Genomic DNA, 21,057 nt, shown 5'->3' on the forward strand with positions numbered 1-21,057 from the left:
GATTAAAGCTCCCGGCTTTCAAAGTCTATTCTTGGGTCTACCAGTACATAAGTAATGTCACTGATCAATTTAAGTAATAAACCGATAAGGGTGAAGATATACAGGGTGCCAAAGATAACAGGGTAATCACGGTTGATTACCGCCTCATAACCTAGCAGTCCAATGCCATCAAGGGAGAAGATGACCTCAATCAGCATAGAGCCGGTAAAGAAGATTGAGATAAGCGCTGCAGGCATACCAGCAATGATGATAAGCATAGCGTTACGGAAAACGTGACCATAAAGGACTTTCTTTTCGGAAAGGCCTTTAGCACGTGCCGTAAGCACATATTGCTTGTTGATCTCATCTAAAAATGAGTTTTTGGTTAGCATCGTTAATGTCGCAAAGCTGCCGATCACAGTTGCGATAACTGGTAGGGTGATGTGCCAGAAGTAATCCTTAATCTGGCCCCACAAACTTAATTCATCAAAGTTAGGTGACGTCAGTCCTCGAAGCGGGAACCAGTCCAACCAAGTGCCGCCTGCAAAGATGACGATCAGTAAAATCGCAAATAGGAAGTTCGGAATGGCATAGCCAACGATTATTGCGGTACTGGTCCAGACATCAAAAGGGGTACCGTCTTTAACTGCTTTACGTATTCCCAAAGGAATAGAAACGGCGTAAGTAATCAATGTTGCCCATAGGCCTAAAGAGATAGAAACTGGTAGTTTTTCGATGATTAAATCGACTACCGATTTGTCGCTAAACAAGCTATTTCCAAAATCGAAAACGGCGTAATTTTTTAACATCTGCCAAAAACGTTCGTGAGCGGGTTTATCAAAACCGTATAGCGCTTCGATCTCTTTTACCAATTCTGGGTCTAAACCTCTCGCACCACGATAGCTACTGTCACTACCATTCGCGCTGCTCGCTTCGGTTGTTAGGTCATTTTGTGCGCCACTGACTCGAGCAGTCGCACCGACATTAATGCCTTCCAATTGTGCAATCGTTTGCTCAACGGGGCCGCCAGGGGCTGCTTGAACAATGATAAAGTTGATCGTCAGAATTCCTATCAAGGTAGGAATGATCAGAAGTAAACGCCTTAGGATATACGCAGCCATTATTTAGCGTCCTCGGATGGTTTGATCCACCAAGTATCAAAACCTAGATTGTATTTAGGGCGAGTGCTCGGCATTTCAAATTTATCCCAATAAGCCACTCTATATTTATTAATATGGTATTGAGGGATAACGTAATGATTCCATTGAAGCACGCGATCAAGGGCACGAGTTCGTAAAACCAACTGCTCACGATCAGGGGATTGAATAAGCTGGTCTACTAGGTAATCAACCGCTGGATTTTTGATTCCGATGAGATTACGGCTACCTTCAACATCAGCACCAGAGGAATGCCAGTAATCACGTTGTTCATTACCCGGTGAGGAGGATTGACCAAATCCGCTTACAACTACGTCAAAATCATACTTACGCAGGCGGCTGATGTATTGTGAAACATCAACTAAACGAATGCTTGAGTGAATACCCAATCGTTCCAAGTTACGAATAAAGGGAGCGACTACTCGTTCGAAAGCAGGTGAATAAAGTAGCATTTCGATTTTAAGTGGTTCACCAGTCTCTTTGTGGACTAACTTACCTTGTTTAAAGATCCATCCGGCTTGTTGAAGTAGGCGTTTAGCTTGACGCAGCTCGGTATAGATTCGGCCATTACCACTGGTTTCAGGAGCACGATAAACTTGAGTAAATACCTCGGTAGGGATTTGGTCACGAATAGGCTCAAGTATCTCGATCTCTTTCTCGGTTGGCAGGCTAGTAGCGGCCATCTCCGAGTTGGAGAAAAAACTATGGGTACGGGTATAGGCGTTGTAAAAGATGTTTCTATTGGTCCATTCGAAATCAAATGCTAGCGCTAGTGCTTGTCTAACACGTGGGTCTTCAAATTGCGGTCGTCGAGTGTTTAGGACGAAGGCTTGCATACCCGTTGGGTTTTCATGACCTAACTCTTTGACAATTATTTTGCCTGAATCTACTGCAGACCCTGTATAGCTAGTAGCCCAGCGCTTTGATGAATTTTCTTGACGGAAATCGTATTCACCAGCTTTAAAAGCTTCCATTGCTACCGTGTTATCCCTGTAGTAATCGTAGGTCAGATATTCAATATTATGACGACCACGATTAACAGGTAGGTCTTTACCCCAGTAATCAGGGCTTAGCTTATAGGTGATACTACGTCCGGCATCAAAACTATCGATCGTGTATGAACCAGAGGCCACCGGGATATCTAAACTCGGTTTTTGGAAATCTCTATCTTGCCAAAAATGTTTAGGCAAAATTGCAATTTCACCAACGATTAAGGCTAACTCACGGTTAAGGTTGTTACGGAAATTAAATTTAACTCGGTGAGGATTAAGTGCTTCAACTGATTCTATGTCGGCATAGTATGCTTTGTAGAATGGTGCGCCTTTAGATCTCAAGGTTTCTAAACTGAAAACTACGTCTTCTGCAGTAATTGGGTGGCCGTCACTAAATTTTGCTTCAGGGCGTATATTAAAAATAATCCAGCTACGATCAGATGGCACTTCTAGCGATTCAGCAACGAGACCATATAGGGAAAAAGGTTCGTCTTGAGCTTTACCAAGTAAACTATCGTATAGGAGGCCAAGCCCGTCAGCAGGGGTTCCTTTGACGATGAAGTTATTAAAGCTATCAAATGTTCCCAAAGCAGATTGAATCGCTTTGCCGCCTTTGGGTGCATCAGGGTTCACATAATCAAAGTGCTTAAAGTTGGCAGGATATTTGAGGTCGCCATGCATTGCAATGCCATGGCTCGATGTAACCGCATCTGCCAATAGAGGTGCAGGAGTAAGGAAACTGGAAAGGCACAACCAAATACTTAATTTGCGTAGAGAAGAGCAAGTACGAGGTTTGAGTGTAAGCAATCTAAGGTTCCTTCTTAACGTAAATTATCTTTTATATCAGTGACCTTTGCTGGGTTCCAGTAAAAGCCACTGATAAGACTGTTCCTTAGCTTTTTTGTTCAAATTGTTCGGACAATTCAGTTAGCTGATTATGGAGATGCTTACGCTTAACTTTGGCGTCGACGAGTTGCTGATATTGCTGTTGTAGGAACGTAAGTTTTTCCTCATTGCCATCAGCTAGGCCTTTTATTAGGTCTTGATCCATCCACTTTTGAATGCGTTTATAAAGAATGACTTTAAACGCAATTGCAGTGACTGTCGCAAAAACAATAATAAAAATACTTGTTGCGTCCATGAGTCAGCCGTCCTGAATTAGTGTGCTCGGGTAACATCTACATACAAGGTCAGATGTTGCCCAGGGCGAATATACTTAGCTTTGTTGATCTTATTCCAACGTAAGATGTCCGCCACATTAACATTAAATTTGTTGGCGATAACAGAAAGCGAATCACCTTGGCGTACCTTGTAACCCACTTTGCGGATTACTTGGCGATCAGTTTCGTTGAGCGCAGTTTGCGTTGGTTTGCTCCAAATAACCAGTTTTTTACCAACTCGTAATGGGTCACCTGGGGCCATGCTGTTCCAACGTGCTAACTGACGTACACCGACGTTGTAACGGTTGGCAATGCTCCAAAAACTATCACCTGACTGGACCGTGTGATGCTTTTGTTGGCGATCAGTTGTACGTGAAATGGTTTTCTGCCTGTCAGCATGACGTTGTTGCTGACTGAGGACATATTCTGTTGCCTGTTTACTTGCTGTTGGGACCAGCAGTGTTTTGCCTGCTCTGATATTGTTGCCAATTATCTTATTAGTCGAGCGGATAAGGCTGACAGAAGTCTTATATTTTTTAGCAATAGCGATTAATGAGTCGCCAGATTGAATTTTATAACGTGCCCACTTAACGCGTTGATCGCTGGGTAGCTCGGAGAGTGCTTTGGTAAATTTCTCGGCGTTATCAACCGGAACCAACAATCGATGTGGCCCTTCTGGCGCAGTGGCCCAGCGGTTAAAGCCAGGATTCAAAAGGTACATCTCTTTAGTGCTGATATCGGCCATAGAGGCAGCTTGGGCAATATCAATTTGACTACCCGTTTCAACAGCAGCGAAATGAGGTTCGTTCGGGATTGGTTGTAAAGATAAGCCGTAATCAGCCGAATTTTTTACAACCTCAGCGATAGCTAAAAATTTAGGTACATAAGCCATGGTTTCTTTCGGCAGTTTTAAAGACCAATAGTCGGTTGGCTTATCTTGACGCTTGTTACGTTTTATAGCTTTAGAAACGTTACCGCCCCCTGCGTTGTAAGCTGCTAGGGCGAGTAGCCAATCACCATTAAAACGTTTATGTAACTGTTGTAGGTATGTATAGGCAGCGTCGGTTGAACTCAAAATGTCACGACGTCCGTCATACCACCAATTTTGCTTCAGGCCAAAATACTTACCTGTTGAGGGGATGAATTGCCATGGACCTGCTGCGCGGCCGTGAGAGTAGGCAAATGGATCGTACGCACTCTCGATGATTGGAAGCAGGGCTAATTCGACAGGGACGCCACGTTCAATCGCACTGTTTAGAATATGGTGATAATAAGGCGCTGCGCGTTTTACCACGCGTGCCATATGGTTAGGGTGTTTCTTATACCACTTAAGCTGAGTTTGAACTCTTGGGTTATCTAAATGCAGATCCATCTGCATGTGAGTACGTGTGACTTCCCATAAATCCGTTGGGATGGCTTCAGTCTTCTCTTCAGGTGATAAGTTGTTATTGGCTTGAGAAGGCTGATTATCTATCCCTGTGTTAGAAGGAATAGTGTTTTTTTCGGTAACGGATTGGCAACCGCTTAATACAACGCCCGCAGCTATAGATAGCAGGACCGATTTAGAAGATGAAAACATGGTGCTCCGATGCTTAGGAGGTAACGGAACCTGCGAACAAGCCCTATACGACTCAGGCTTGCAGAGCAATTGAAGCACGAGGCAATGATTACAGGCATGCTGGTTGCCTGTCGAAAATCATTAACGAAGTGATTCGGTTGCTCTGCAAGCCCCGTAGGGTGGACTCTAAAATGACCATCTACTTTGTCAGTCAGCTTGAAAAGGTCTAGACATTTCGCTGTACTGACTTTCGCGTATCTGGTCATTTTATAGCCCACTGAGAACGTATGAGGTTTATTCGCAGGTTCCCAAATCGATCCATTCTATCAGTGGCCCTTTATGGGTCAAGGTTTCTCTGGAAAAGCTAGAAAATCAACAAATTAAAATTGATTCTTCCATTCTCTTATAGCTGCAAACACTGCTTCTTGGTCTAACTCTGTCTGATGAGTGAATTGCTTTGCAGCACTAATGACGCTTGCCTGATCTGAACGCATAAAAGGGTTAATACGTTTTTCTTGAGCAATCGATGATGGCAATGTTGGGCGATCAGAATTACGAAGCGAAGTGCATTGGTTAATTGCATCTTTAACATCTGCATTGTCAGGTTCGACTGCCTCTGCAAAGGCTAGATTAGCCAATGAATATTCATGTGTGCAGTAAACTTCGGTGTTATCTGGCAATGAATGGAAATGATTCATCGCTGCTAACATCTGTTGTGGCGTGCCTTCAAACAAACGCCCGCACCCCGCTAAAAATAGCGTATCACCGCAGAATAGCTGAGGTTGCTCAGTGCTAGAAAAGTAGCTGATATGGTCGAGTGTATGTCCAGGTATCTCTTTAATGACAAGCTTTTTCCCCCATAGATCAAGAGTGTCGTTTTCCTTAAGGGGATTGGTTATACCTGAGAAAGGAGAGTTATGAGGCCCATAAACAGGAACTTGATATCTGTCCGTAAGTTCTTTTACTCCGTCGGTATGATCGTAGTGGTGGTGTGTGATTAATATGGTGTCCAGTTCAAGGCTATTATCATTAAGGTATGCGATAACCGGAGCTGCATCACCTGGATCGACCACAGCGACTTTCTGGCTGTCAGGAAGCTTAAGGAGCCAAATATAATTATCAGAGAAAGCAGGAATTGGAGTAACGCTAAACATTTGACCGCCTCTATCAAGTGAAAGGAAAACCTTCATTTGCAGTGTTATAAAAGAAATATAATACTGCTTATATTACATTGGGCCAGTTCTAATTAGACAAAATTATGGCAAATAAGATGAGTCGCTCTTTAGAAGCTCAGCTTCCACATATTATGGCTTGGTTTGATACAGAATTAGGTCAAGAGCTTCTTCAAGCTGAAAGGGATACTGTAGAGCGTGTGATTGGTGCTCTGTTTGGCATGCACTTGGTACAGTTTTCAGTAGATAGTCGGATTACTTTATTTGAAAGTAGTCCAGTTACTCACTGTTTCTCTGTTATTCCCAAGCTTGGATTAGGTGTTGGCGATAATTGCATTGTCGCTGAAAATACTGAGATACCTTTAGCTCATGAAAGCGTTGATGTAGTGCTTCTTCATCATGCATTAGATTTTACTGATTCCCCACATCAAGTCTTAAGGGAAGCTTCTAGAATTCTCAGACCTGGTGGGCATGTCGTCATTGTGGGATTCAATCCGGTAAGTTCTTGGGGGCTTTATCGACTGACAAAGCGAAAGAGTGATGTGCCGCCTTGGAGTGGTCGATTCCTTAGCCATAAAAGGCTATCTGACTGGTTAAAACTTTTAGAATTAACTGAACTGCGTCAACTTTCAGGTTATTATCGCGCTCCTTTCACTAAGGCCAAATGGCGAAGTCGTTTTAGGCTAGTTGAAAGTGTTGCTAGGCGTTTACCCGGCCATACGGGTGCTTTTTCTGTTTTGTTGGCGCGTAAAGACATTGCTGGCATGACTCCGCTGCGCTCTGGTTGGGGATTAAGAAGGCTTATTACTCTGCCAGTCGCGGAACCTACTACCCGAAAATCATTAAGGAAAGTTTGTGAAGATCGTTGAAATATTCACTGATGGTGCGTGTAAAGGAAACCCTGGGCCAGGAGGATGGGGGGCCGTTATGCGTTATGGGGACGCTGAAAAACAACTGTGGGGTGGTGAGCAGGATACAACTAATAATCGCATGGAGTTATTAGCTGCAATTAAAGCGCTTGAAACACTTAATCGTCCTTGTGAAGTTATTCTAACAACAGACTCTCAGTATGTCCGACAAGGCATAACTGAATGGATTGATGGTTGGAAGAAGCGTGGTTGGAAAAACTCACAGAAAAAACCAGTTAAAAATGCAGATTTATGGCAGCGCTTAGACAAAGCTACCGAGCCTCATTCAATCGATTGGCGTTGGGTAAAGGGACATAGTGGTCATCCTGAAAATGAACTGGCCGATCAATTGGCTAACCGTGGCGTCGAAGAGTTAGGCTAACAAAACTATAGCTTTGCTGAAGTGCTCTCCGTCTGCGTACTCTAAACTACAAATTACTGTTGTGTGTTATTTGTACAAATGACTGCTATGCTGGGTAGAAAGGAGGCTCCCTATGCTAAAGCGGATTGCGTTTACTTCAGGACTTATTTTACTCGCAGCTAATCTTTCAGCTGGCGAAATGTACATGTGGGTAGACAGTGAGGGCGTAAGGCACTTTAGTGATCGACCACCACAGAGAGGTGAAAAAGCTCAAGTAAGAGGTGAGGTTACTACTGATGTATTAAGGGTTGATAGACGACCACCTAAGCCTCCGGTCGCTGCAAACAATAGTTCTGGTAGTACCAGTAAGAAACCTTCAGCCCCAGAAAAACCAAAAAATGAGATAGAAGCTGAAGGTAATCAGGCCGAAAAAACAGAATAAGCCTGTCTCAACTGAAGAAAAATATTAGGAGATCGTTTTACGATCCCCATTGTCTTACTCTGCCTACATCAAGATGCACAAAGTTACTGCGTGTATATAGACCTACACCTCCAGACTTCATGCTCAATGCAGCACGTTGAAGATCTTTCACATCGACACCCGGAATGCGAATATCAATGGCTTTACCCTGCATGTGTAAGCTCTTTTTAGCTACTTTTCCGCTTTTACTGCTCAACATGGCATTGGTCTTAGGTGAGCGATAGGCAGATATAACGTGAATAGGTTTATGTTCCCCGAATGTTTGTTGCAGATCATGCAGTAACATAATTAGCTGTTGGTTCATTGGGTGAACTTGATCTGTTCTGTGATCGCGCAATAGGTGATCAAGTGCACCAAGGCTGTCTTTTTGAAAGCTACCTTCGGTGAAGAATGTACTATTTAACGCTTCGCCAGTGTGGAGGTTTACCAATGATAGCGAATGGTCTTTAGGCTTATGTATATTGGCGAATGCTGCAGATGGCATAGCGCTTAACGCTGATAAACCACCTAGGGCTTTTAAAAATTTACGACGTGTCGGGGAGGGGATAGCAATAGAATCTTTCTGATCGGTCATTAGGTATCAATACATCTGAAAAAGAAATGATTATGCCCGATCAAATATTTGTTTGTATATAAATTGACCAGTTATCTGCATGAATTATTCTTGAGTATATTATGAGCAACTTGATTAATTTTGACGTGCATCTGTGCTTAGGAGTGCTTCTTTTAGTCGTGTTAGGTCATATCTATCACGTTTATATAGGTCGTGACGGAAGTTTAAATCACCGTCCTGATCGATAAACGCAGTCCAATAAGTTACATGTAATGGGATCGGGTCTAACAAACGTATGTGTTTAGTTTTCTCTTGTTCAAATAATGGATCTAGTTTGCTGCTATTCCAACCTTGTGTCATCCGTATAAGTTGATCTGCAAGTTGGCGTGGTTGCTCAACTCGAATGCATCCTGAACTAAAAGCGCGCTTAGATTCATTAAAAAGGCGTTTAGCTGAAGTGTCGTGGAGATAGACTGAATAAGGGCCGGAGGTCAGGAATTTCACACTACCAAGCGTGTTCGATGAACTTGGCGCTTCCCAAAAGCGTTGATAGTTTTCACCTTTATATAGTTTGTCGTAATCGATATCTTCAGCAGCGATAAAGCGTTTGTTATTGCCCCAGCCAGTGACTAGGTTCAGTCTCGCTTTCTTTAGAAAACTTGGGTCTTTCTGAAGTTCAGGCACGATATCTTTATAGGCGATACTCTTAGGCACGTGCCAAGAGGGGTTGATTACAATACGGTTAACTTCTGTTTGGAATATTGGGGTTTTCCTTTTTTTCTTACCCACGATGGTCTTCATGCTTAGGATTGATTTGCCTTGCTCAATCAGGTGTAGTCTAAAGTCAGGCACATTGACTTGAATGTAGCGATCAGTGTTTGGTTGGAACTGCTGCAGTCGAAGAATATTTACGTATAACTGATCCGCTCTTTTATGAAGAGAAACATTTAGAGTACGTCTTGTTTCAGGGCCTGCGATACCATCAATTTTGGCGCCGTGCCTTTTCTGGAATCTTTCCAATGCTTCATGCATCTCTATGTCAAAAAGTGGGTCTGAAATGGATGAACAGTTTGCTGATGAAAGATCACCTAGTGTAATGAGCTTTTCACGAATCATCGGTACATGTGGGTGGGTGTCGCCAAATCTTAGTAATGGCCCTCTTGGAATGGTTTTCCATTGCTGAGTATCTGCTAGAGCGAGGTATTTCTCATATTCTTTTTGTAAGATTTCGATTTGGCTTATGTCGCTTGTAAGATGCTTTACATCCTTGGCGTTAGATAGAGGTTTTAATAAGTCAGCTGAAGTTTCTGGAACGGAATTTAGCTTTGCTGCCTTTAGCGGAGATGTTGCAGCTAATTCCATACTTTGACATAGCGAGGCATAGGAGCCAAGCAAGACCATTACTAAAGCAAGTAAATACTGCATAACTAGCCTCCTGCTTCTATGTCTATCCTGCCGCATCCGTCAGCGACAAAATGAAGGGGGTTTTTTAATTACAGGCCCAGATTAGATAATCTTCAAGTTGAGAACGTGAAGGTTTTTCAAGGGGGAGGATAGTCGATATAGCCTGAATTAAGGCTGAAGAGCACTCAGTTGGGTGCATAATTCTGAGTGTCTTCGAAGCGAGGGGTGGATATTACTTCTTTTTGTTTTTACGTTGTTCCTTTAAGGCTTCGTCGTTTTTGTAGTACTCATCTTCATAGTACTGACCTGTAATTTCTAAACGCTTTTCAATCCAGCGGTTATAACGCGACCAAATGAAAAAGCCAGGTGTCATCAACACCATGACGCCAACCATCATGCCTGCGCCTGCATATTTGGGCGGAACTTGCTGAATGGCCCAGTCAAGAAAACCTAGTTTATAGCCTGCGTAATACCACAAAATTAAGCCTGCGAAACCAATGCCAGCTGCTAAATGGTGGAGTTTAGTATTTTTGTTCGATTTTTCTTCTGTCATGTTTTCTTGTAGCGGTGTATACGCAAGCTCGGCAAATAAGGTTCGGGGTCGATAATTACATCACTCCGAAGCTGCCGTTTGCGTTGATCGGGGGGTGTAAAGGAGGGGGTATTATATTCCGGAAAAGCCTCTTCTGCATCTAAAGGGAAAAATAAAGGAAGCGGGCAGTTACGAGCTTTTCTTATGAGTTTGTCTTTATCTTTCCAAACGATATTTGCTCGCATCACTGGAACTTGATTTTGTAACTGTACTAGCACTTCATTGCTTGGGATTTTGCTTAGTGCTTGAAGCTGAAGCTGGATATGCAATTGATTAGTATCCATAGCTAGCAGACGTTGCTCAGCTTCTTTAATCGAAACTTTCTTTAAGCTTCTGCCACTACTGTACCAGCTAAAGGTTACTTTGTTTGGACGCTTTTCAAGTAGAGGTATTTGGCGGTAACACTGTTTTAAATTTACGCGCGCCATGCCTTGTTGCTGAAGTGCTAAATTAAGTTCTTCGGCGCGTTTGTAGATAATTGGGTTTGGGTCCCCGTGAGCTTCACGAAATTGTCTCACGCTAGTTTGAAAATTTTGCTTATGAGTATTGAGCTGGTGGATCAGCGGAATGATATGGGAAGGTACGCCAATGAGGCCGTATAAGTTTTCAGTGCGCCGGCCATCACCACCGGCTGAATGCCATATATTGGTGATGGTGTTTATAGCGCCTGTTAATGTAGATCCCTGTTGATCATCACTAAGCAACCAATATCTACAGTCATTTTGCTGCAGCTGAGTGCTTAGTGATTTTTGGGCTTGGTTTAATCGATCAAAAGCTTGTGTGAGTGCAATGATCCCTTTGCTCATTACTTAAGCTTCTTGTGGTTCTTCAACTTGTTGTTTACGCAGTTTCGCTTGGCTTTCGAAAATCTGTCGAGCCAAAATCATACGGCAGTTTTCAGGCATTTTGATGAACTCGACGCTGGTTAGGTGGCTACCATCTCCCATGGAATCACTTCTTAGGCATTGCGCATAGAGCAAAAGACCAATGCATGAGTCTGGGAATACGAGTTTGATAGACAAGAATGCATCTTTTGCAATGGCTTCGCAGTGTCGGAATTGCAATCCACCTTCTGATAGATTGACTTCTTGGATAGCGCTTTGACCCACAGTCATCTCTGTTGAGGCGATTGCTTGGGCGATGCGTTCAATCTTGTTGTGCATTACTGTTAGCAAGGTTGCTACATTGCTATCTTTTTCAGCCACTTTGCGTAATAGGTGGCTGCTGTCACTATCAAGCTCTTGAAGTTGGCTAAGCAGCAAAAAGTTTGGCGAAACATCGAACTGAGTAGGGCTGGGATGATCTGAAATCTCAGATTCTGAAATGATCTTCAGTTCTAAAGAAACGTGTTGGTCAATACGGAAATACTGACGGCGTTCTTGTTCCTGCATGTCTTGCCCTCAAAGTGATATTGCATAGATAGCTTGGAGTATATGAATAAACGCGTACAAAAGCACCTATGATTGAATTATTTTAGTTGTTCAAAATGTAAGGTCTAAAAAGAAACTATTGTTTTATTAACAGTAAGTTAAGACTTGTTGTTATTATAAAAGTTCAGTTTGATATCATTTTTACACGCTTGATCTTATGTGGTTTAATCGCCACATGTTTAAGCCCTTATCTATATTTATTGGATTGCGTTATACGGCAGCTAAACGCAATAACCATTTCATCTCCTTTATCTCTTTAGCCTCGATGTTGGGGCTGATGTTAGGTGTGGCTGCATTAATTATTGTCCTTTCTGTAATGAATGGCTTCGATCGAGAGTTGAAACAGCGCATTCTCGGTATGGTCCCGCATGCATCAATCAGTGGTTATGGCAAATCTATTGAAGATTGGCCTGTGCTGGTGGAATCGTTGGAGCGAAACCCTCGTGTGATTGCTGCTGCACCCTTCATTCAAGCGCAAGGGATGTTGACCAGCCGTGGTGTTGTTCGTGGAGCGCTTATCAATGGCATCGATCCAGCTGAAGAGGCTGACGTTTCAATTCTTGGCGACCATATCCAATCAGGCACGCTTGATGTTTTAAATCAGCAACGATTTGGGATCGTTTTAGGTAATCTTTTAGCTCGCTACTTAGGCGTTAAGGTCGGCGATAAAGTTACCTTGGTTTTGCCGGAAGCATCTGTCAGTGTTGCGGGGGTAGTTCCAAGGTTAAAACGATTTACTGTGGTTGGGATTTTCGAAGTGGGTGCTGAGTTAGATGCAAATTTGGCTTATATCCATATTAAAGATGCTGCAAAAATTAAGCGATTGGGCGAAGGGGTTGATGGTATTCGCCTTAAATTTGATGATTTATTTGATGCTCCAAAAGCTGTCAGAGAAATTGCAGCGGGCCTTCAAGGTTACTACCGAACCAACGATTGGACACGTACACACGGGAATCTATTTCAAGCGATTCAGCTAGAGAAACGCATGATTGGTCTTTTGTTATTCTTAATTGTGCTTGTAGCAGCTTTCAATATTGTTTCCACCCTCGTTATGGTCGTTACAGACAAAAAAGCTGATGTGGCCATACTTAGAACCTTAGGTGCTACACCTGGAAGAATTATGCGTATCTTTATGGTGCAAGGCACGGTGATCGGTATTTTAGGAACCCTAATGGGTACAGTTTTAGGTGTTACGTTAGCGCTGAATGTTGCTGATATCATTGGTTGGGTCGAATCAACTTTTGCGATTCAGTTCTTAGATCCGAATGTCTACTTTATCAGTCAATTCCCTTCTGATTTGCAATGGCCTGACGTAGGTATCATTACAGGCACGGCACTCATGATTAGTTTCCTTGCAACGATTTACCCTGCTTGGAGAGCATCCAAAACAGATCCTGCTGAGGCGCTACGATATGAGTAATCAAGAAATTGTATTGCAGGCGGCAGGGGTTTCTAAATGCTACAGCGATGCTGGTCGAGATGTTGAAGTCCTAAAGGATTTAGACTTTGCTCTTCATAAAGGTGAACAGCTAGCCATTATAGGCTCATCAGGTTCAGGTAAAAGTACGTTGCTTAATATCCTTGGCGGTTTGGATAAGCCTACGCAGGGCAATGTGATCATTAACGGTCATGATCTACATGCAGGTTCCGAAGCTAAGCGTGCGCAAGTAAGGAATGAAACCTTGGGTTTTGTATACCAGTTTCATCATCTTCTTCCGGAATTTAGTGCATTGGAAAATGCCTCTATGCCTTTGCTGATGAGAGATCAATCCATTACTGAGGTAAAAGAGCAAGCGCAAGCTGTGCTTGAGTCGGTAGGGTTAGGCGAGCGATTGCATCATAAGCCTGCACAATTAAGTGGTGGTGAAAGGCAGCGTGTGGCAATAGCGCGAGCGCTGATCGGGAAGCCAGCAGTTGTGCTGATGGATGAGCCTACGGGTAATCTAGATCGAACAACAGCTGAAAGTGTTCAGGAGCTAATCGATAATCTTAATCAAGAATATGATATAGCTTTTGCGCTGGTAACACATGATCCTGAGTTAGCCCGTAAAACGGGTAGGGTATTAGAGTTAATCGATGGTAAGCTAATTGAAAAAGGGTGACATAACGTCACCCTTTTTTATTGTTCTCTATTCTGGTTATTTTGTGCGTTTAGCTCTGTCTTTCCAGCTTTTACCGACATGCCAAGCCCAGAAGCCTTGGACTGTTAGATAGCCGAGTATACCGAATACAATCCCGCAGATTACCGAACCAAACAGTAGGGGCCACCAAACCAAGGATAAGCTGTTTTGGATGAAATCCATGCTCATCTCGAAATCGATCTGTTGGTTAGGATCTCCAATAAGGAAATCTCCAACTAGATATGTGAAATAAAATATTGGCGGCATAGTTAATGGGTTGGTAATCCAAACCAAGCCAACAGAAATTGGAAGATTGCTTCGGATCATTACCGCAAGAATTGCAGCCACTATCATTTGCATAGGGATCGGCAAAAAAGCGCAAAACAAACCCACTAAAAAGGCACGTGAAACTGATTTTCTATTAAGGTGCCAAAGGTTTGGTTCGTGGATGTGACTGCCAAGCCAGCTAAGATGTTTGTGCTGCTTTAGCTTATCTTCATTGGGCATGTATTTTTTTATAAGTTTGCGCGGCATCTTCTTATTTACTTATTATGGGCTAGCAAACGGGATGAAGGCTTATTATGCCCCTTACGTTCAGTTAAGCCAAGGAAACTAAAGCATGAGATCAAGGATGATCACTATTGCTGTTGGTTTTGCGGTAGCACTATTGCAGCCGCAATTACTACCAGTAACATTTTCAATCGCTATTGTGACAGTTATAGCACCTCTGCTGATTTTAGCTCCGTGTATCAGATCATCTCACTTGAGTTTTTTCCTCCTCAGTTTTCTCTATGTGAATCTGTGGGGTGTTGTCCAGCTTGATCAACGTTTACCGGAATCTCTTAAACGCACAGACTGGAAATTACAGGGCGTCATAACCGATATACCTAGATATCAACAGGGCGTTGTAAGGTTTTTAGTAGATGTCGACGAGATTCAAGCGGTACAAGGGACAAGTACTGATGAAAATTTAGAGGTTAATCGACTTAGCCTTGCTTGGTATAACCCTGATTTAACACTTTCGCTGGGTGATCGTGTTGAGTTAACCGCTAGGCTCAAACCTCCACATGGTCTAGTTAATCCTGCTGGCTTCGATTATGAGCGTTGGTTGTTAGCTAGAGGCATTGATGCAACTGGCTACGTCCGTGGTCAAGTTGATGTTCTTTCAGAAGCTAATAGTTGGGTCAGTCTTGCTCGAATATGGATTAATGAATCCATACAAACCCAATTTGAAACCCAGCAGACGATAGCTATGTTTCAAGCATTAACGACGGGAACTAAATCGATGCTGGAAGCTCATGATTGGAATCTGTTGAAACATAGTGGTGTTGTACATCTAGCGGTGATTAGTGGGTTACACATTGGCTTTATGGCATTCTGCGGCTGGTGGTTCGGAAGGCTGGCTGGTGTTGTGTTTTATGGCATCAGCTTTCAGCACCAATTCCCCTATTTCGGCGCATTAATCTTAGCGGGTTTTTATCTATTGATATCAGGCGTGGGTATACCTGCACAACGCGCTTTTATTATGTTGCTGGTCTTATTGTTCACTGGTAGCAGAATGTTTTATCTGGATCATTGGACAAGATGGTGGATAGCTTTTGTCGTGGTTCTTTTTTTCAATCCTCTGTCTTTTTTTGAGATAGGGTTCTGGCTATCTTTTTTGGCTGTTGCTTTGCTTATTTGGATATCTCAATTTTCGCGTGGATGGCGAATGGCCTTGAACCTTCAGTTTATGTTGATGATAGGTATGCTGCCTATCTACCTGTTTTACTTTTCAGGTGTGTCGGTGATAGCACCATTTTTTAATCTGATCGCTATACCGTTTTTTTCAGTGCTTGTTCCATTCTTATTCCTGCATCTTGGGCTTACTTCTATCGGTATAGATATGCTAATTCCATTACTGAATGGTATGTCAGATCTGTTTTGGTGGTCGGTCGAGTTGAACCAAAAGATTGAAATAGGTTATTGGCAGTTAGATGCCCCGAACGTTGTTGTTTTGTTTTTAGTGGTGCTGGTTGCATCATGTTTGTTGTTGCTGAGATTGTCGTTGCCTTCATCGTTGGTATTGCTGCTGTTGTTGCCTGCAATTGTCGGTTCGAGTTCTAAGTATAAGGACGACTCTGATTTTAGGGTTTGGGTTTACGATGTAGGGCAAGGCTTAGCTGTTAGAGTACAGGTCGGGGAGTATCAATTACTTTATGATACTGGGCCATCTTATCGCTCTGGTGGAACTGCATATGAAAGGGCGGTTTTGCCAGATTTTGAGAAGGCAAATATTGATTCAATCGATCATCTTATTCTAAGTCACAGTGATAATGACCATGCAGGAGGCGCTGCAGCTGTATTTGATTCCATCAAGGTGGATAGGGTAACAACATCTTATCGATATAAGAATGCAGAGGCTTGCACCGCAAGCCGTGGTTGGCAGGTGAATGGGGTTAAGTTTACATTTCTTGCAGGAGCGGAAGGTGCGAATGAAAACGATCGTTCCTGTGTATTAATGATAGAGTCGCCGAATTGTCGGTTGTTATTACCAGGGGATATAGGTGCTCAAAAAGAACTTGAACTAATCCCTAAAGTTGCGCCAAGTATTGATTGGTTAGTCGCTTCGCACCATGGAAGTAAAACCTCTTCATCGTCTGCATTTATCAACTCAATTAAGCCTTCAAATATCATCTTTAGTTCTGGTTATGCGAACGCTTTTGGGCATCCTCATCCTGATGTTGTGCAGAGATTTGTCGATAGAGGGGTGAAAACCTATGAGACTGCCAAAGATGGTGCCATTATGCTAATTGCTGATGCCCATGAAGGGTGTAAAACAATAACAATGAGAGAGGATGAAAAACGATTCTGGAGATCGTTTTAATCTCTGTGATAGAGTACGCGCAGTCAAAGGAGAAATTACTGTGTTTGAGCTTTTACAATCTGGTGGTTGGATAATGATTCCAATCGTTATCTGCTCGGTTATAGCGTTAGCAATCTGTTTAGAGCGTTTTTGGACTTTGCGTGCAGATCGAGTGGCACCTCCAGGTCTATTGGCAGAAGTTTGGACCTTAATAAAGCAGCGCAATATCACGGCAGAAAGGCTAAAAGATTTAAAGCGTAGTAGTCCTCTAGGTCAGATTTTGGTGGCTGGTTTGAATAATGCCTCTCATGGTCGAGAGATTATGAAAGAAAGTATTCAAGAAGCTGCTGGCCAAGTTGTACACGATTTAGAGCGTTTTCTAAACCCGCTTGGAACTATTGCTGCCATTACGCCTTTACTCGGATTGTTAGGTACGGTGATCGGTATGATTAAGGTTTTTACTGAGATCATGATCCACGGTACAGGTAATACCAGCCTTCTTGCTGGCGGAATCTCAGAAGCACTGATTACTACAGCGGCAGGTTTAACGATCGCAATTCCTGCGCTTATATTTCATCGCTATTTTCAACGCCGAATTGATTCCTTGGTTATTACTATGGAGCAAGAAACGGTAAAACTTATTGAAGTGATGCACGGTGAGCGTGACATCGACGTCGAGTAGGTAAGCGCATGAAATTCCCCCGCCAACGGGTTGAAGAGGTTAATGTCAATTTAACACCATTAATTGATGTGGTGTTTTTGCTATTAATCTTTTTTATGGTTTCAACTACCTTCACTAAAGAAACGCATCTTGACGTTGATCTACCAGAGGCTTCTGGCGAATCAGTCGTCAAAGAGATCGAAGTTCTAGAGATCTTGATTACTGATGAAGGGCATTACAGCGTAAATGGTAAGGCTCTAGTCAACACACAGGCGAAGACGCTTCGACGCGCTTTACAAGAGTTAGCGGGTGATGATCGCGAAATGCCATTGGTTATCACTGCTGACGCTAAGACTCCACATCAAGCTGTTGTCACAGCGATGAATGTTTCTGGACAGCTAGGGTTTAGCAAATTGAGTATCACTACTCAGGAGCCTGACGCTCAATGAGTTGGTTAGAAGGGCGTTGGTACTCTGAAAAGCCTGCTCCTTGTGTCTTAAAGCCCTTTAGTTCCCTTTATAGGTTTCTAGCTAAGAAAAAAAAAGACGCTGATTTGCAGCAGGCATGGGTAGCGCCTGTACCTGTTATTATTGTTGGAAACATCAGTGTAGGCGGAACAGGTAAGACTCCGCTAACGATAAGTTTGGTCGAGAGATTACAGCGAGAAGGATATAAGCCAGGCATCATCAGTCGCGGCTATAAGTCCAAGGCGAAACAGTTCCCTTTTGATGTAACTACTGCAGATTCACCAGAATTATCAGGTGATGAGCCTTTTATGTTGGCTCAGCGTTGCCGATGTCCCGTTATTATCGATCCTAATCGTCCTAACGCCGCAAAATACCTTCTAGAAAATTACGAATGTGATCTCATTATTAGTGATGATGGATTACAGCATTACCGATTAGATCGAGATATTGAGATTGCTGTTATTGATGGCGAACGCGGCCTGGGTAATAGGGCATTAATGCCTGCAGGCCCCCTAAGAGAGGAGCCCGACCGGCTTTGTAGTGTTGATCTTATTGTCAGTAATGGGCGCTTGCAGAATAGGATTGCTGAAGCAGCAACAATAGAAGAGATGTTCCTTCAGCCTGCAGCGATAGTAAACTGCTTAACGGATGAAGAGTTGGCATTGGATGCATTACGCGGCAAACAAATGCATGCTGTTGCAGGGATTGGTAATCCTCAGCGTTTTTTTAATACGCTTGAGCAAGAACTTCAAGTAACTGTTATTCCTCATGCTAAGCCCGATCATTCGTTTTATACTGTTGAGGATTTTCAGTTTGGTGATGACTACCCAGTGATCATGACAGAGAAAGATGCGGTCAAAGTTACTGAGTTCGCTCAGTCGCACTGTTGGTATTTACAAATTAAAGCGCAGTTGCCAGAGAGTTTTTATAAGCAGCTGCTATATAAATTAAAGATTGCTATAGCTAAAAAAGGTAAAACACAAAATGGATAAGAAGTTGTTGGATATTCTGGTATGCCCAGTAGCCAAAACGCCTTTGGAATACAATGAGAGCACTAATGAGCTTTTCTCTAAAGCGAGTGGGTTAGCTTATCCAATTCGTGACGATATCCCTGTGTTGCTTGAAACTGAAGCGCGTGAGCTAACCGCAGAAGAGCGTGAGCAGGATTAAGTTATGGGCTTTTCTGTCATTATACCGGCCCGCTATGCCTCGACTCGCTTTCCGGGTAAGCCGTTAGCTGATCTTAACGGTAAGCCAATGGTGCAGCATGTTTACGAGCGTGCCTGCGAAAGTGAAGCGGATCGTGTTCTTATTGCCACAGACGACCAGCGAATCGCTGATGTAGCTCAGTCATTTGGGGCTGAAGTTTGTATGACTGCATCAGACCATCCTTCTGGTACAGATCGCTTGCAGCAGGTTGTTAGTGACTTGGGTTATTACGCTGATGATATTGTCGTAAATGTACAAGGTGATGAGCCGTTAGTGCCTGCTCGAATTATTAATCAGGTTGCGCATAACCTTCGTGCTGAACCTGAAGCTAGTATTTCTACGCTTAGCGAACCAATCACAGATATCGAAAGTTTGCTCAATCCGAATGTTGTTAAAGTGGTTAGTGATGTTCGGGGTATGGCGCTTTATTTTAGTCGTGCGCCAATTCCATGGCCTCGCAATAGTTTTGCGGAAGACGCGAACCGGAATGTGATGCCAGAAGGTTTTGCATGGCAGAGACATATCGGCATTTATGCATACCGTGTCAAACTGCTAAACGATTTTGTTAAGTGGCCTCCAGCGCCGATAGAAGAGACAGAGTGTCTTGAGCAACTTCGTGCAATGTGGAATGGTGCTCGAATTCATGTGGCGGAAGCTGATGAACAGCCGCCAGCGGGCGTAGATACTCCAGAAGATTTAGAACGACTTCGTCGATTATTTTAGGTTTTCTTATCAAACGTTACAGCCAAGTATGGAGTGAAACATCTTCGTATTTGGCTGTTTTGTCTCCATATAAATTCTTCCATCTTTTGAGGCGTATTGTTCGCTTTCTCAGCGTTAACGCTTCTATATTTCCTGCAACTTTACAGCTCTTTTATCATTCTTCTAAATCCAAACTATCAAGTGATTCTTTATAGATCGAATTCATAAATACCCGTATTATGAATTGCATTAATGTTAGTGATAATCATTAGTGTTTGCTGATTTAGAATTCACCAATGTTGCTATTGCAGACACTAAAGTGAAAGGTTTTTTCATGATTTAGGAGAGTCACATGTATAAGAAGTTAGTCATGGCATCGATTGCCTGTTTATCAGTAGCCGGATGTTCAATGGGTAAGGTTTCTGAAGAACCTAAGCCGACGTTGGTGTTTGTGCATGGCGCGCATCTGACAGGAGAGTCTTGGGCAAAAGTAATTGAGCCGCTTAAAAGCGAGGGTTATAAAACATTAGCTGTAGATCTGCCTGGGCGAAATGACAGTCAAGATCCGAAAGAGGTCACTTTATCAGTATCGTCAAAGGCTTTGTGCCAGGCTATTAGTGAGGTGAAAGGTTCGGTTTCTTTGGTTGCTCATAGCCAAGGAGGTGCGGTTGTGAATCATGCGCTATCTCTCTGTGGTACAAATCAAATTCAATCGCTTGTCTATATAGCCGCAGTAGCGCCATTAAAAGGGGCAAAACCTTTTGGATTATTGAGCAAAGAAGACGATGAGAATTACCTTAGCGCTGTAGAGTACGATAAAAAGTCGGGCTGGCTGAAGATAAAAGATCCTCAAGCTTTTGCTGGGGTGTTTACGTTTTCTAGCTCTGATTCAGTTAAGGAAGAGGTGTTAGCTTTAGCGGTTAATGAGCCTGCAGCTATCGCGGATGGTACAGTTGAATATGCCAATGAAACCTTTTCAAAATTGAAAAAGTTATATGTTTATACTGAGCATGACAAAATTATATCTCTTTCTTCTCAGCAAAAAATCGGCGCTAGTATTAAACCAGATGTTGAGGTGGTCATGGAAACGGGGCATATGCCTATGCTAACTAAGCCTGAGGGTTTGGTAAAAGTTCTAGATGGCTTTGTTTCAAATAATAGGTAGTTTTTATTAAACTCATCTGCCGCGCAGGTATTTCCAGCTTGCGCGGCTTTCATTTGTTGCTTTTGTATCGCTACCTTTCCAATAAGCTAGCTTGCTAGTCGTAATTCCACTTTCTCTAGCCCCCTCTATCACTTCTTTGCT

Annotated in this window: 23 protein-coding genes; 12 read left to right on the forward strand and 11 right to left on the reverse strand. The window is 43.0% G+C overall.

Translation table 11 applies throughout. The features are described from left to right. Positions 1-2: 2 nt before the first annotated feature. The 5 genes from ACMXYW_RS07420 to gloB form a co-directional block, all read right to left on the reverse strand. Positions 3-1,100, reverse strand: a complete 1,098-nt coding sequence (locus ACMXYW_RS07420) for a microcin C ABC transporter permease YejB (RefSeq protein WP_415905754.1) — start codon at positions 1,098-1,100, stop codon at positions 3-5. After that, positions 1,100-2,935: an extracellular solute-binding protein gene (locus tag ACMXYW_RS07425; protein WP_415905755.1), complete on the reverse strand. Its 1,836-nt coding sequence runs from the start codon at positions 2,933-2,935 to the stop codon at positions 1,100-1,102. The genes ACMXYW_RS07420 and ACMXYW_RS07425 overlap by 1 nt, the downstream gene beginning before the upstream one ends. Before the next feature lie 85 nt (positions 2,936-3,020). Then, complete coding sequence (locus ACMXYW_RS07430) at positions 3,021-3,269, reverse strand: hypothetical protein (RefSeq protein WP_415881414.1); 249 nt, start codon at positions 3,267-3,269, stop codon at positions 3,021-3,023. 17 nt (positions 3,270-3,286) lie between these two features. After that, positions 3,287-4,867 (reverse strand): LysM peptidoglycan-binding domain-containing protein, encoded by a 1,581-nt coding sequence (locus ACMXYW_RS07435; protein WP_415905756.1) that lies wholly within the window; start codon positions 4,865-4,867, stop codon positions 3,287-3,289. Between the two features lie 359 nt (positions 4,868-5,226). Then, positions 5,227-6,000, reverse strand: a complete 774-nt coding sequence (gene gloB / locus ACMXYW_RS07440; protein WP_415898385.1) for a hydroxyacylglutathione hydrolase — start codon at positions 5,998-6,000, stop codon at positions 5,227-5,229. 116 nt (positions 6,001-6,116) lie between these two features. Here gloB and ACMXYW_RS07445 point away from each other — a divergent pair, with 116 nt between their 5' ends. The 3 genes from ACMXYW_RS07445 to ACMXYW_RS07455 all read left to right on the forward strand — a co-directional run bounded on the left by ACMXYW_RS07445 (position 6,117) and on the right by ACMXYW_RS07455 (position 7,729). Further along, a complete protein-coding gene (locus ACMXYW_RS07445) occupies positions 6,117-6,887 on the forward strand; it encodes a class I SAM-dependent methyltransferase (RefSeq protein WP_415898384.1) in 771 nt (256 codons plus the stop codon). Further along, positions 6,874-7,308 carry a ribonuclease HI gene (gene rnhA / locus ACMXYW_RS07450; RefSeq protein WP_415894251.1) on the forward strand — a complete coding sequence of 145 codons (435 nt, stop codon included), beginning with the start codon at positions 6,874-6,876 and terminating at the stop codon, positions 7,306-7,308. The genes ACMXYW_RS07445 and rnhA overlap by 14 nt, the downstream gene beginning before the upstream one ends. A 112-nt stretch (positions 7,309-7,420) precedes the next feature. Further along, the gene (locus ACMXYW_RS07455) at positions 7,421-7,729 is read left to right on the forward strand and encodes a DUF4124 domain-containing protein (protein WP_415898383.1); all 309 of its coding nucleotides are present in this window, start codon (positions 7,421-7,423) and stop codon (positions 7,727-7,729) included. Between the two features lie 37 nt (positions 7,730-7,766). On the opposite strand, the gene ACMXYW_RS07460 is transcribed toward ACMXYW_RS07455, so the two are convergent. From ACMXYW_RS07460 to ACMXYW_RS07480, 5 genes are all read right to left on the reverse strand, one after another. Next, the gene (locus tag ACMXYW_RS07460) at positions 7,767-8,342 is read right to left on the reverse strand and encodes a DUF882 domain-containing protein (protein WP_415898382.1); all 576 of its coding nucleotides are present in this window, start codon (positions 8,340-8,342) and stop codon (positions 7,767-7,769) included. Positions 8,343-8,456: 114 nt separating this feature from the next. Beyond that, positions 8,457-9,746 (reverse strand): L,D-transpeptidase family protein, encoded by a 1,290-nt coding sequence (locus ACMXYW_RS07465; protein WP_415905757.1) that lies wholly within the window; start codon positions 9,744-9,746, stop codon positions 8,457-8,459. A gap of 211 nt (positions 9,747-9,957) precedes the next feature. Then, positions 9,958-10,278, reverse strand: coding sequence for a hypothetical protein (locus ACMXYW_RS07470; protein WP_415894255.1), 321 nt, complete (start codon positions 10,276-10,278; stop codon positions 9,958-9,960). Further along, positions 10,275-11,123: a hypothetical protein gene (locus tag ACMXYW_RS07475; RefSeq protein ID WP_415898380.1), complete on the reverse strand. Its 849-nt coding sequence runs from the start codon at positions 11,121-11,123 to the stop codon at positions 10,275-10,277. The genes ACMXYW_RS07470 and ACMXYW_RS07475 overlap by 4 nt, the downstream gene beginning before the upstream one ends. 3 nt (positions 11,124-11,126) lie before the next feature. Beyond that, positions 11,127-11,708 carry a PilZ domain-containing protein gene (locus ACMXYW_RS07480; protein ID WP_415898379.1) on the reverse strand — a complete coding sequence of 194 codons (582 nt, stop codon included), beginning with the start codon at positions 11,706-11,708 and terminating at the stop codon, positions 11,127-11,129. 214 nt (positions 11,709-11,922) lie between these two features. Here ACMXYW_RS07480 and ACMXYW_RS07485 point away from each other — a divergent pair, with 214 nt between their 5' ends. Continuing rightward, positions 11,923-13,167: a lipoprotein-releasing ABC transporter permease subunit gene (locus tag ACMXYW_RS07485; RefSeq protein ID WP_415898378.1), complete on the forward strand. Its 1,245-nt coding sequence runs from the start codon at positions 11,923-11,925 to the stop codon at positions 13,165-13,167. Next, positions 13,160-13,849 (forward strand): lipoprotein-releasing ABC transporter ATP-binding protein LolD, encoded by a 690-nt coding sequence (gene lolD / locus ACMXYW_RS07490; protein ID WP_415905758.1) that lies wholly within the window; start codon positions 13,160-13,162, stop codon positions 13,847-13,849. The genes ACMXYW_RS07485 and lolD overlap by 8 nt, the downstream gene beginning before the upstream one ends. Before the next feature lie 36 nt (positions 13,850-13,885). On the opposite strand, the gene ACMXYW_RS07495 is transcribed toward lolD, so the two are convergent. Then, positions 13,886-14,401, reverse strand: a complete 516-nt coding sequence (locus tag ACMXYW_RS07495) for a DUF2062 domain-containing protein (protein ID WP_415905759.1) — start codon at positions 14,399-14,401, stop codon at positions 13,886-13,888. Between the two features lie 97 nt (positions 14,402-14,498). Between ACMXYW_RS07495 and ACMXYW_RS07500 the strand changes: the two genes are divergently transcribed. The 7 genes from ACMXYW_RS07500 to ACMXYW_RS07530 all read left to right on the forward strand — a co-directional run bounded on the left by ACMXYW_RS07500 (position 14,499) and on the right by ACMXYW_RS07530 (position 20,916). Further along, positions 14,499-16,733: a DNA internalization-related competence protein ComEC/Rec2 gene (locus ACMXYW_RS07500; protein WP_415905760.1), complete on the forward strand. Its 2,235-nt coding sequence runs from the start codon at positions 14,499-14,501 to the stop codon at positions 16,731-16,733. A gap of 40 nt (positions 16,734-16,773) precedes the next feature. Next, positions 16,774-17,394: a MotA/TolQ/ExbB proton channel family protein gene (locus ACMXYW_RS07505; protein WP_415894261.1), complete on the forward strand. Its 621-nt coding sequence runs from the start codon at positions 16,774-16,776 to the stop codon at positions 17,392-17,394. A gap of 8 nt (positions 17,395-17,402) precedes the next feature. Continuing rightward, complete coding sequence (locus tag ACMXYW_RS07510; protein WP_415894628.1) at positions 17,403-17,822, forward strand: ExbD/TolR family protein; 420 nt, start codon at positions 17,403-17,405, stop codon at positions 17,820-17,822. Continuing rightward, entirely contained in the window at positions 17,819-18,832 is a 1,014-nt protein-coding gene (gene lpxK / locus ACMXYW_RS07515; RefSeq protein WP_415905761.1) for a tetraacyldisaccharide 4'-kinase, read from the forward strand. Before ACMXYW_RS07510 ends, lpxK begins: the two co-directional genes overlap by 4 nt. Next, complete coding sequence (locus ACMXYW_RS07520; protein WP_415881398.1) at positions 18,825-19,010, forward strand: Trm112 family protein; 186 nt, start codon at positions 18,825-18,827, stop codon at positions 19,008-19,010. The genes lpxK and ACMXYW_RS07520 overlap by 8 nt, the downstream gene beginning before the upstream one ends. A gap of 3 nt (positions 19,011-19,013) precedes the next feature. Further along, positions 19,014-19,772 (forward strand): 3-deoxy-manno-octulosonate cytidylyltransferase, encoded by a 759-nt coding sequence (gene kdsB / locus ACMXYW_RS07525; RefSeq protein ID WP_415905762.1) that lies wholly within the window; start codon positions 19,014-19,016, stop codon positions 19,770-19,772. Between the two features lie 331 nt (positions 19,773-20,103). Further along, a complete protein-coding gene (locus ACMXYW_RS07530) occupies positions 20,104-20,916 on the forward strand; it encodes an alpha/beta fold hydrolase (RefSeq protein ID WP_415905763.1) in 813 nt (270 codons plus the stop codon). Positions 20,917-21,057: the final 141 nt, after the last annotated feature.

The organism is Neptuniibacter sp. QD48_55 (assembly GCF_047778115.1).
GTDB lineage: Bacteria > Pseudomonadota > Gammaproteobacteria > Pseudomonadales > Balneatricaceae > Neptuniibacter.

Coding starts and splice junctions, on each gene's coding strand:
- ACMXYW_RS07460 (WP_415898382.1), bottom strand. CDS start 8,342: ATGACCGATCAGAAAGATTCTATTGCTATCCCCTCCCCGACACGTCGT.
- ACMXYW_RS07435 (WP_415905756.1), bottom strand. CDS start 4,867: ATGTTTTCATCTTCTAAATCGGTCCTGCTATCTATAGCTGCGGGCGTT.
- ACMXYW_RS07495 (WP_415905759.1), bottom strand. CDS start 14,401: ATGCCGCGCAAACTTATAAAAAAATACATGCCCAATGAAGATAAGCTA.
- ACMXYW_RS07470 (WP_415894255.1), bottom strand. CDS start 10,278: ATGACAGAAGAAAAATCGAACAAAAATACTAAACTCCACCATTTAGCA.
- ACMXYW_RS07480 (WP_415898379.1), bottom strand. CDS start 11,708: ATGCAGGAACAAGAACGCCGTCAGTATTTCCGTATTGACCAACACGTT.
- kdsB (WP_415905762.1), top strand. CDS start 19,014: ATGGGCTTTTCTGTCATTATACCGGCCCGCTATGCCTCGACTCGCTTT.
- ACMXYW_RS07510 (WP_415894628.1), top strand. CDS start 17,403: ATGAAATTCCCCCGCCAACGGGTTGAAGAGGTTAATGTCAATTTAACA.
- ACMXYW_RS07520 (WP_415881398.1), top strand. CDS start 18,825: ATGGATAAGAAGTTGTTGGATATTCTGGTATGCCCAGTAGCCAAAACG.
- gloB (WP_415898385.1), bottom strand. CDS start 6,000: ATGTTTAGCGTTACTCCAATTCCTGCTTTCTCTGATAATTATATTTGG.
- ACMXYW_RS07445 (WP_415898384.1), top strand. CDS start 6,117: ATGAGTCGCTCTTTAGAAGCTCAGCTTCCACATATTATGGCTTGGTTT.
- ACMXYW_RS07485 (WP_415898378.1), top strand. CDS start 11,923: ATGTTTAAGCCCTTATCTATATTTATTGGATTGCGTTATACGGCAGCT.
- ACMXYW_RS07430 (WP_415881414.1), bottom strand. CDS start 3,269: ATGGACGCAACAAGTATTTTTATTATTGTTTTTGCGACAGTCACTGCA.
- ACMXYW_RS07500 (WP_415905760.1), top strand. CDS start 14,499: ATGATCACTATTGCTGTTGGTTTTGCGGTAGCACTATTGCAGCCGCAA.
- lolD (WP_415905758.1), top strand. CDS start 13,160: ATGAGTAATCAAGAAATTGTATTGCAGGCGGCAGGGGTTTCTAAATGC.
- ACMXYW_RS07455 (WP_415898383.1), top strand. CDS start 7,421: ATGCTAAAGCGGATTGCGTTTACTTCAGGACTTATTTTACTCGCAGCT.
- ACMXYW_RS07420 (WP_415905754.1), bottom strand. CDS start 1,100: ATGGCTGCGTATATCCTAAGGCGTTTACTTCTGATCATTCCTACCTTG.
- lpxK (WP_415905761.1), top strand. CDS start 17,819: ATGAGTTGGTTAGAAGGGCGTTGGTACTCTGAAAAGCCTGCTCCTTGT.
- ACMXYW_RS07475 (WP_415898380.1), bottom strand. CDS start 11,123: ATGAGCAAAGGGATCATTGCACTCACACAAGCTTTTGATCGATTAAAC.
- ACMXYW_RS07530 (WP_415905763.1), top strand. CDS start 20,104: ATGTATAAGAAGTTAGTCATGGCATCGATTGCCTGTTTATCAGTAGCC.
- ACMXYW_RS07465 (WP_415905757.1), bottom strand. CDS start 9,746: ATGCAGTATTTACTTGCTTTAGTAATGGTCTTGCTTGGCTCCTATGCC.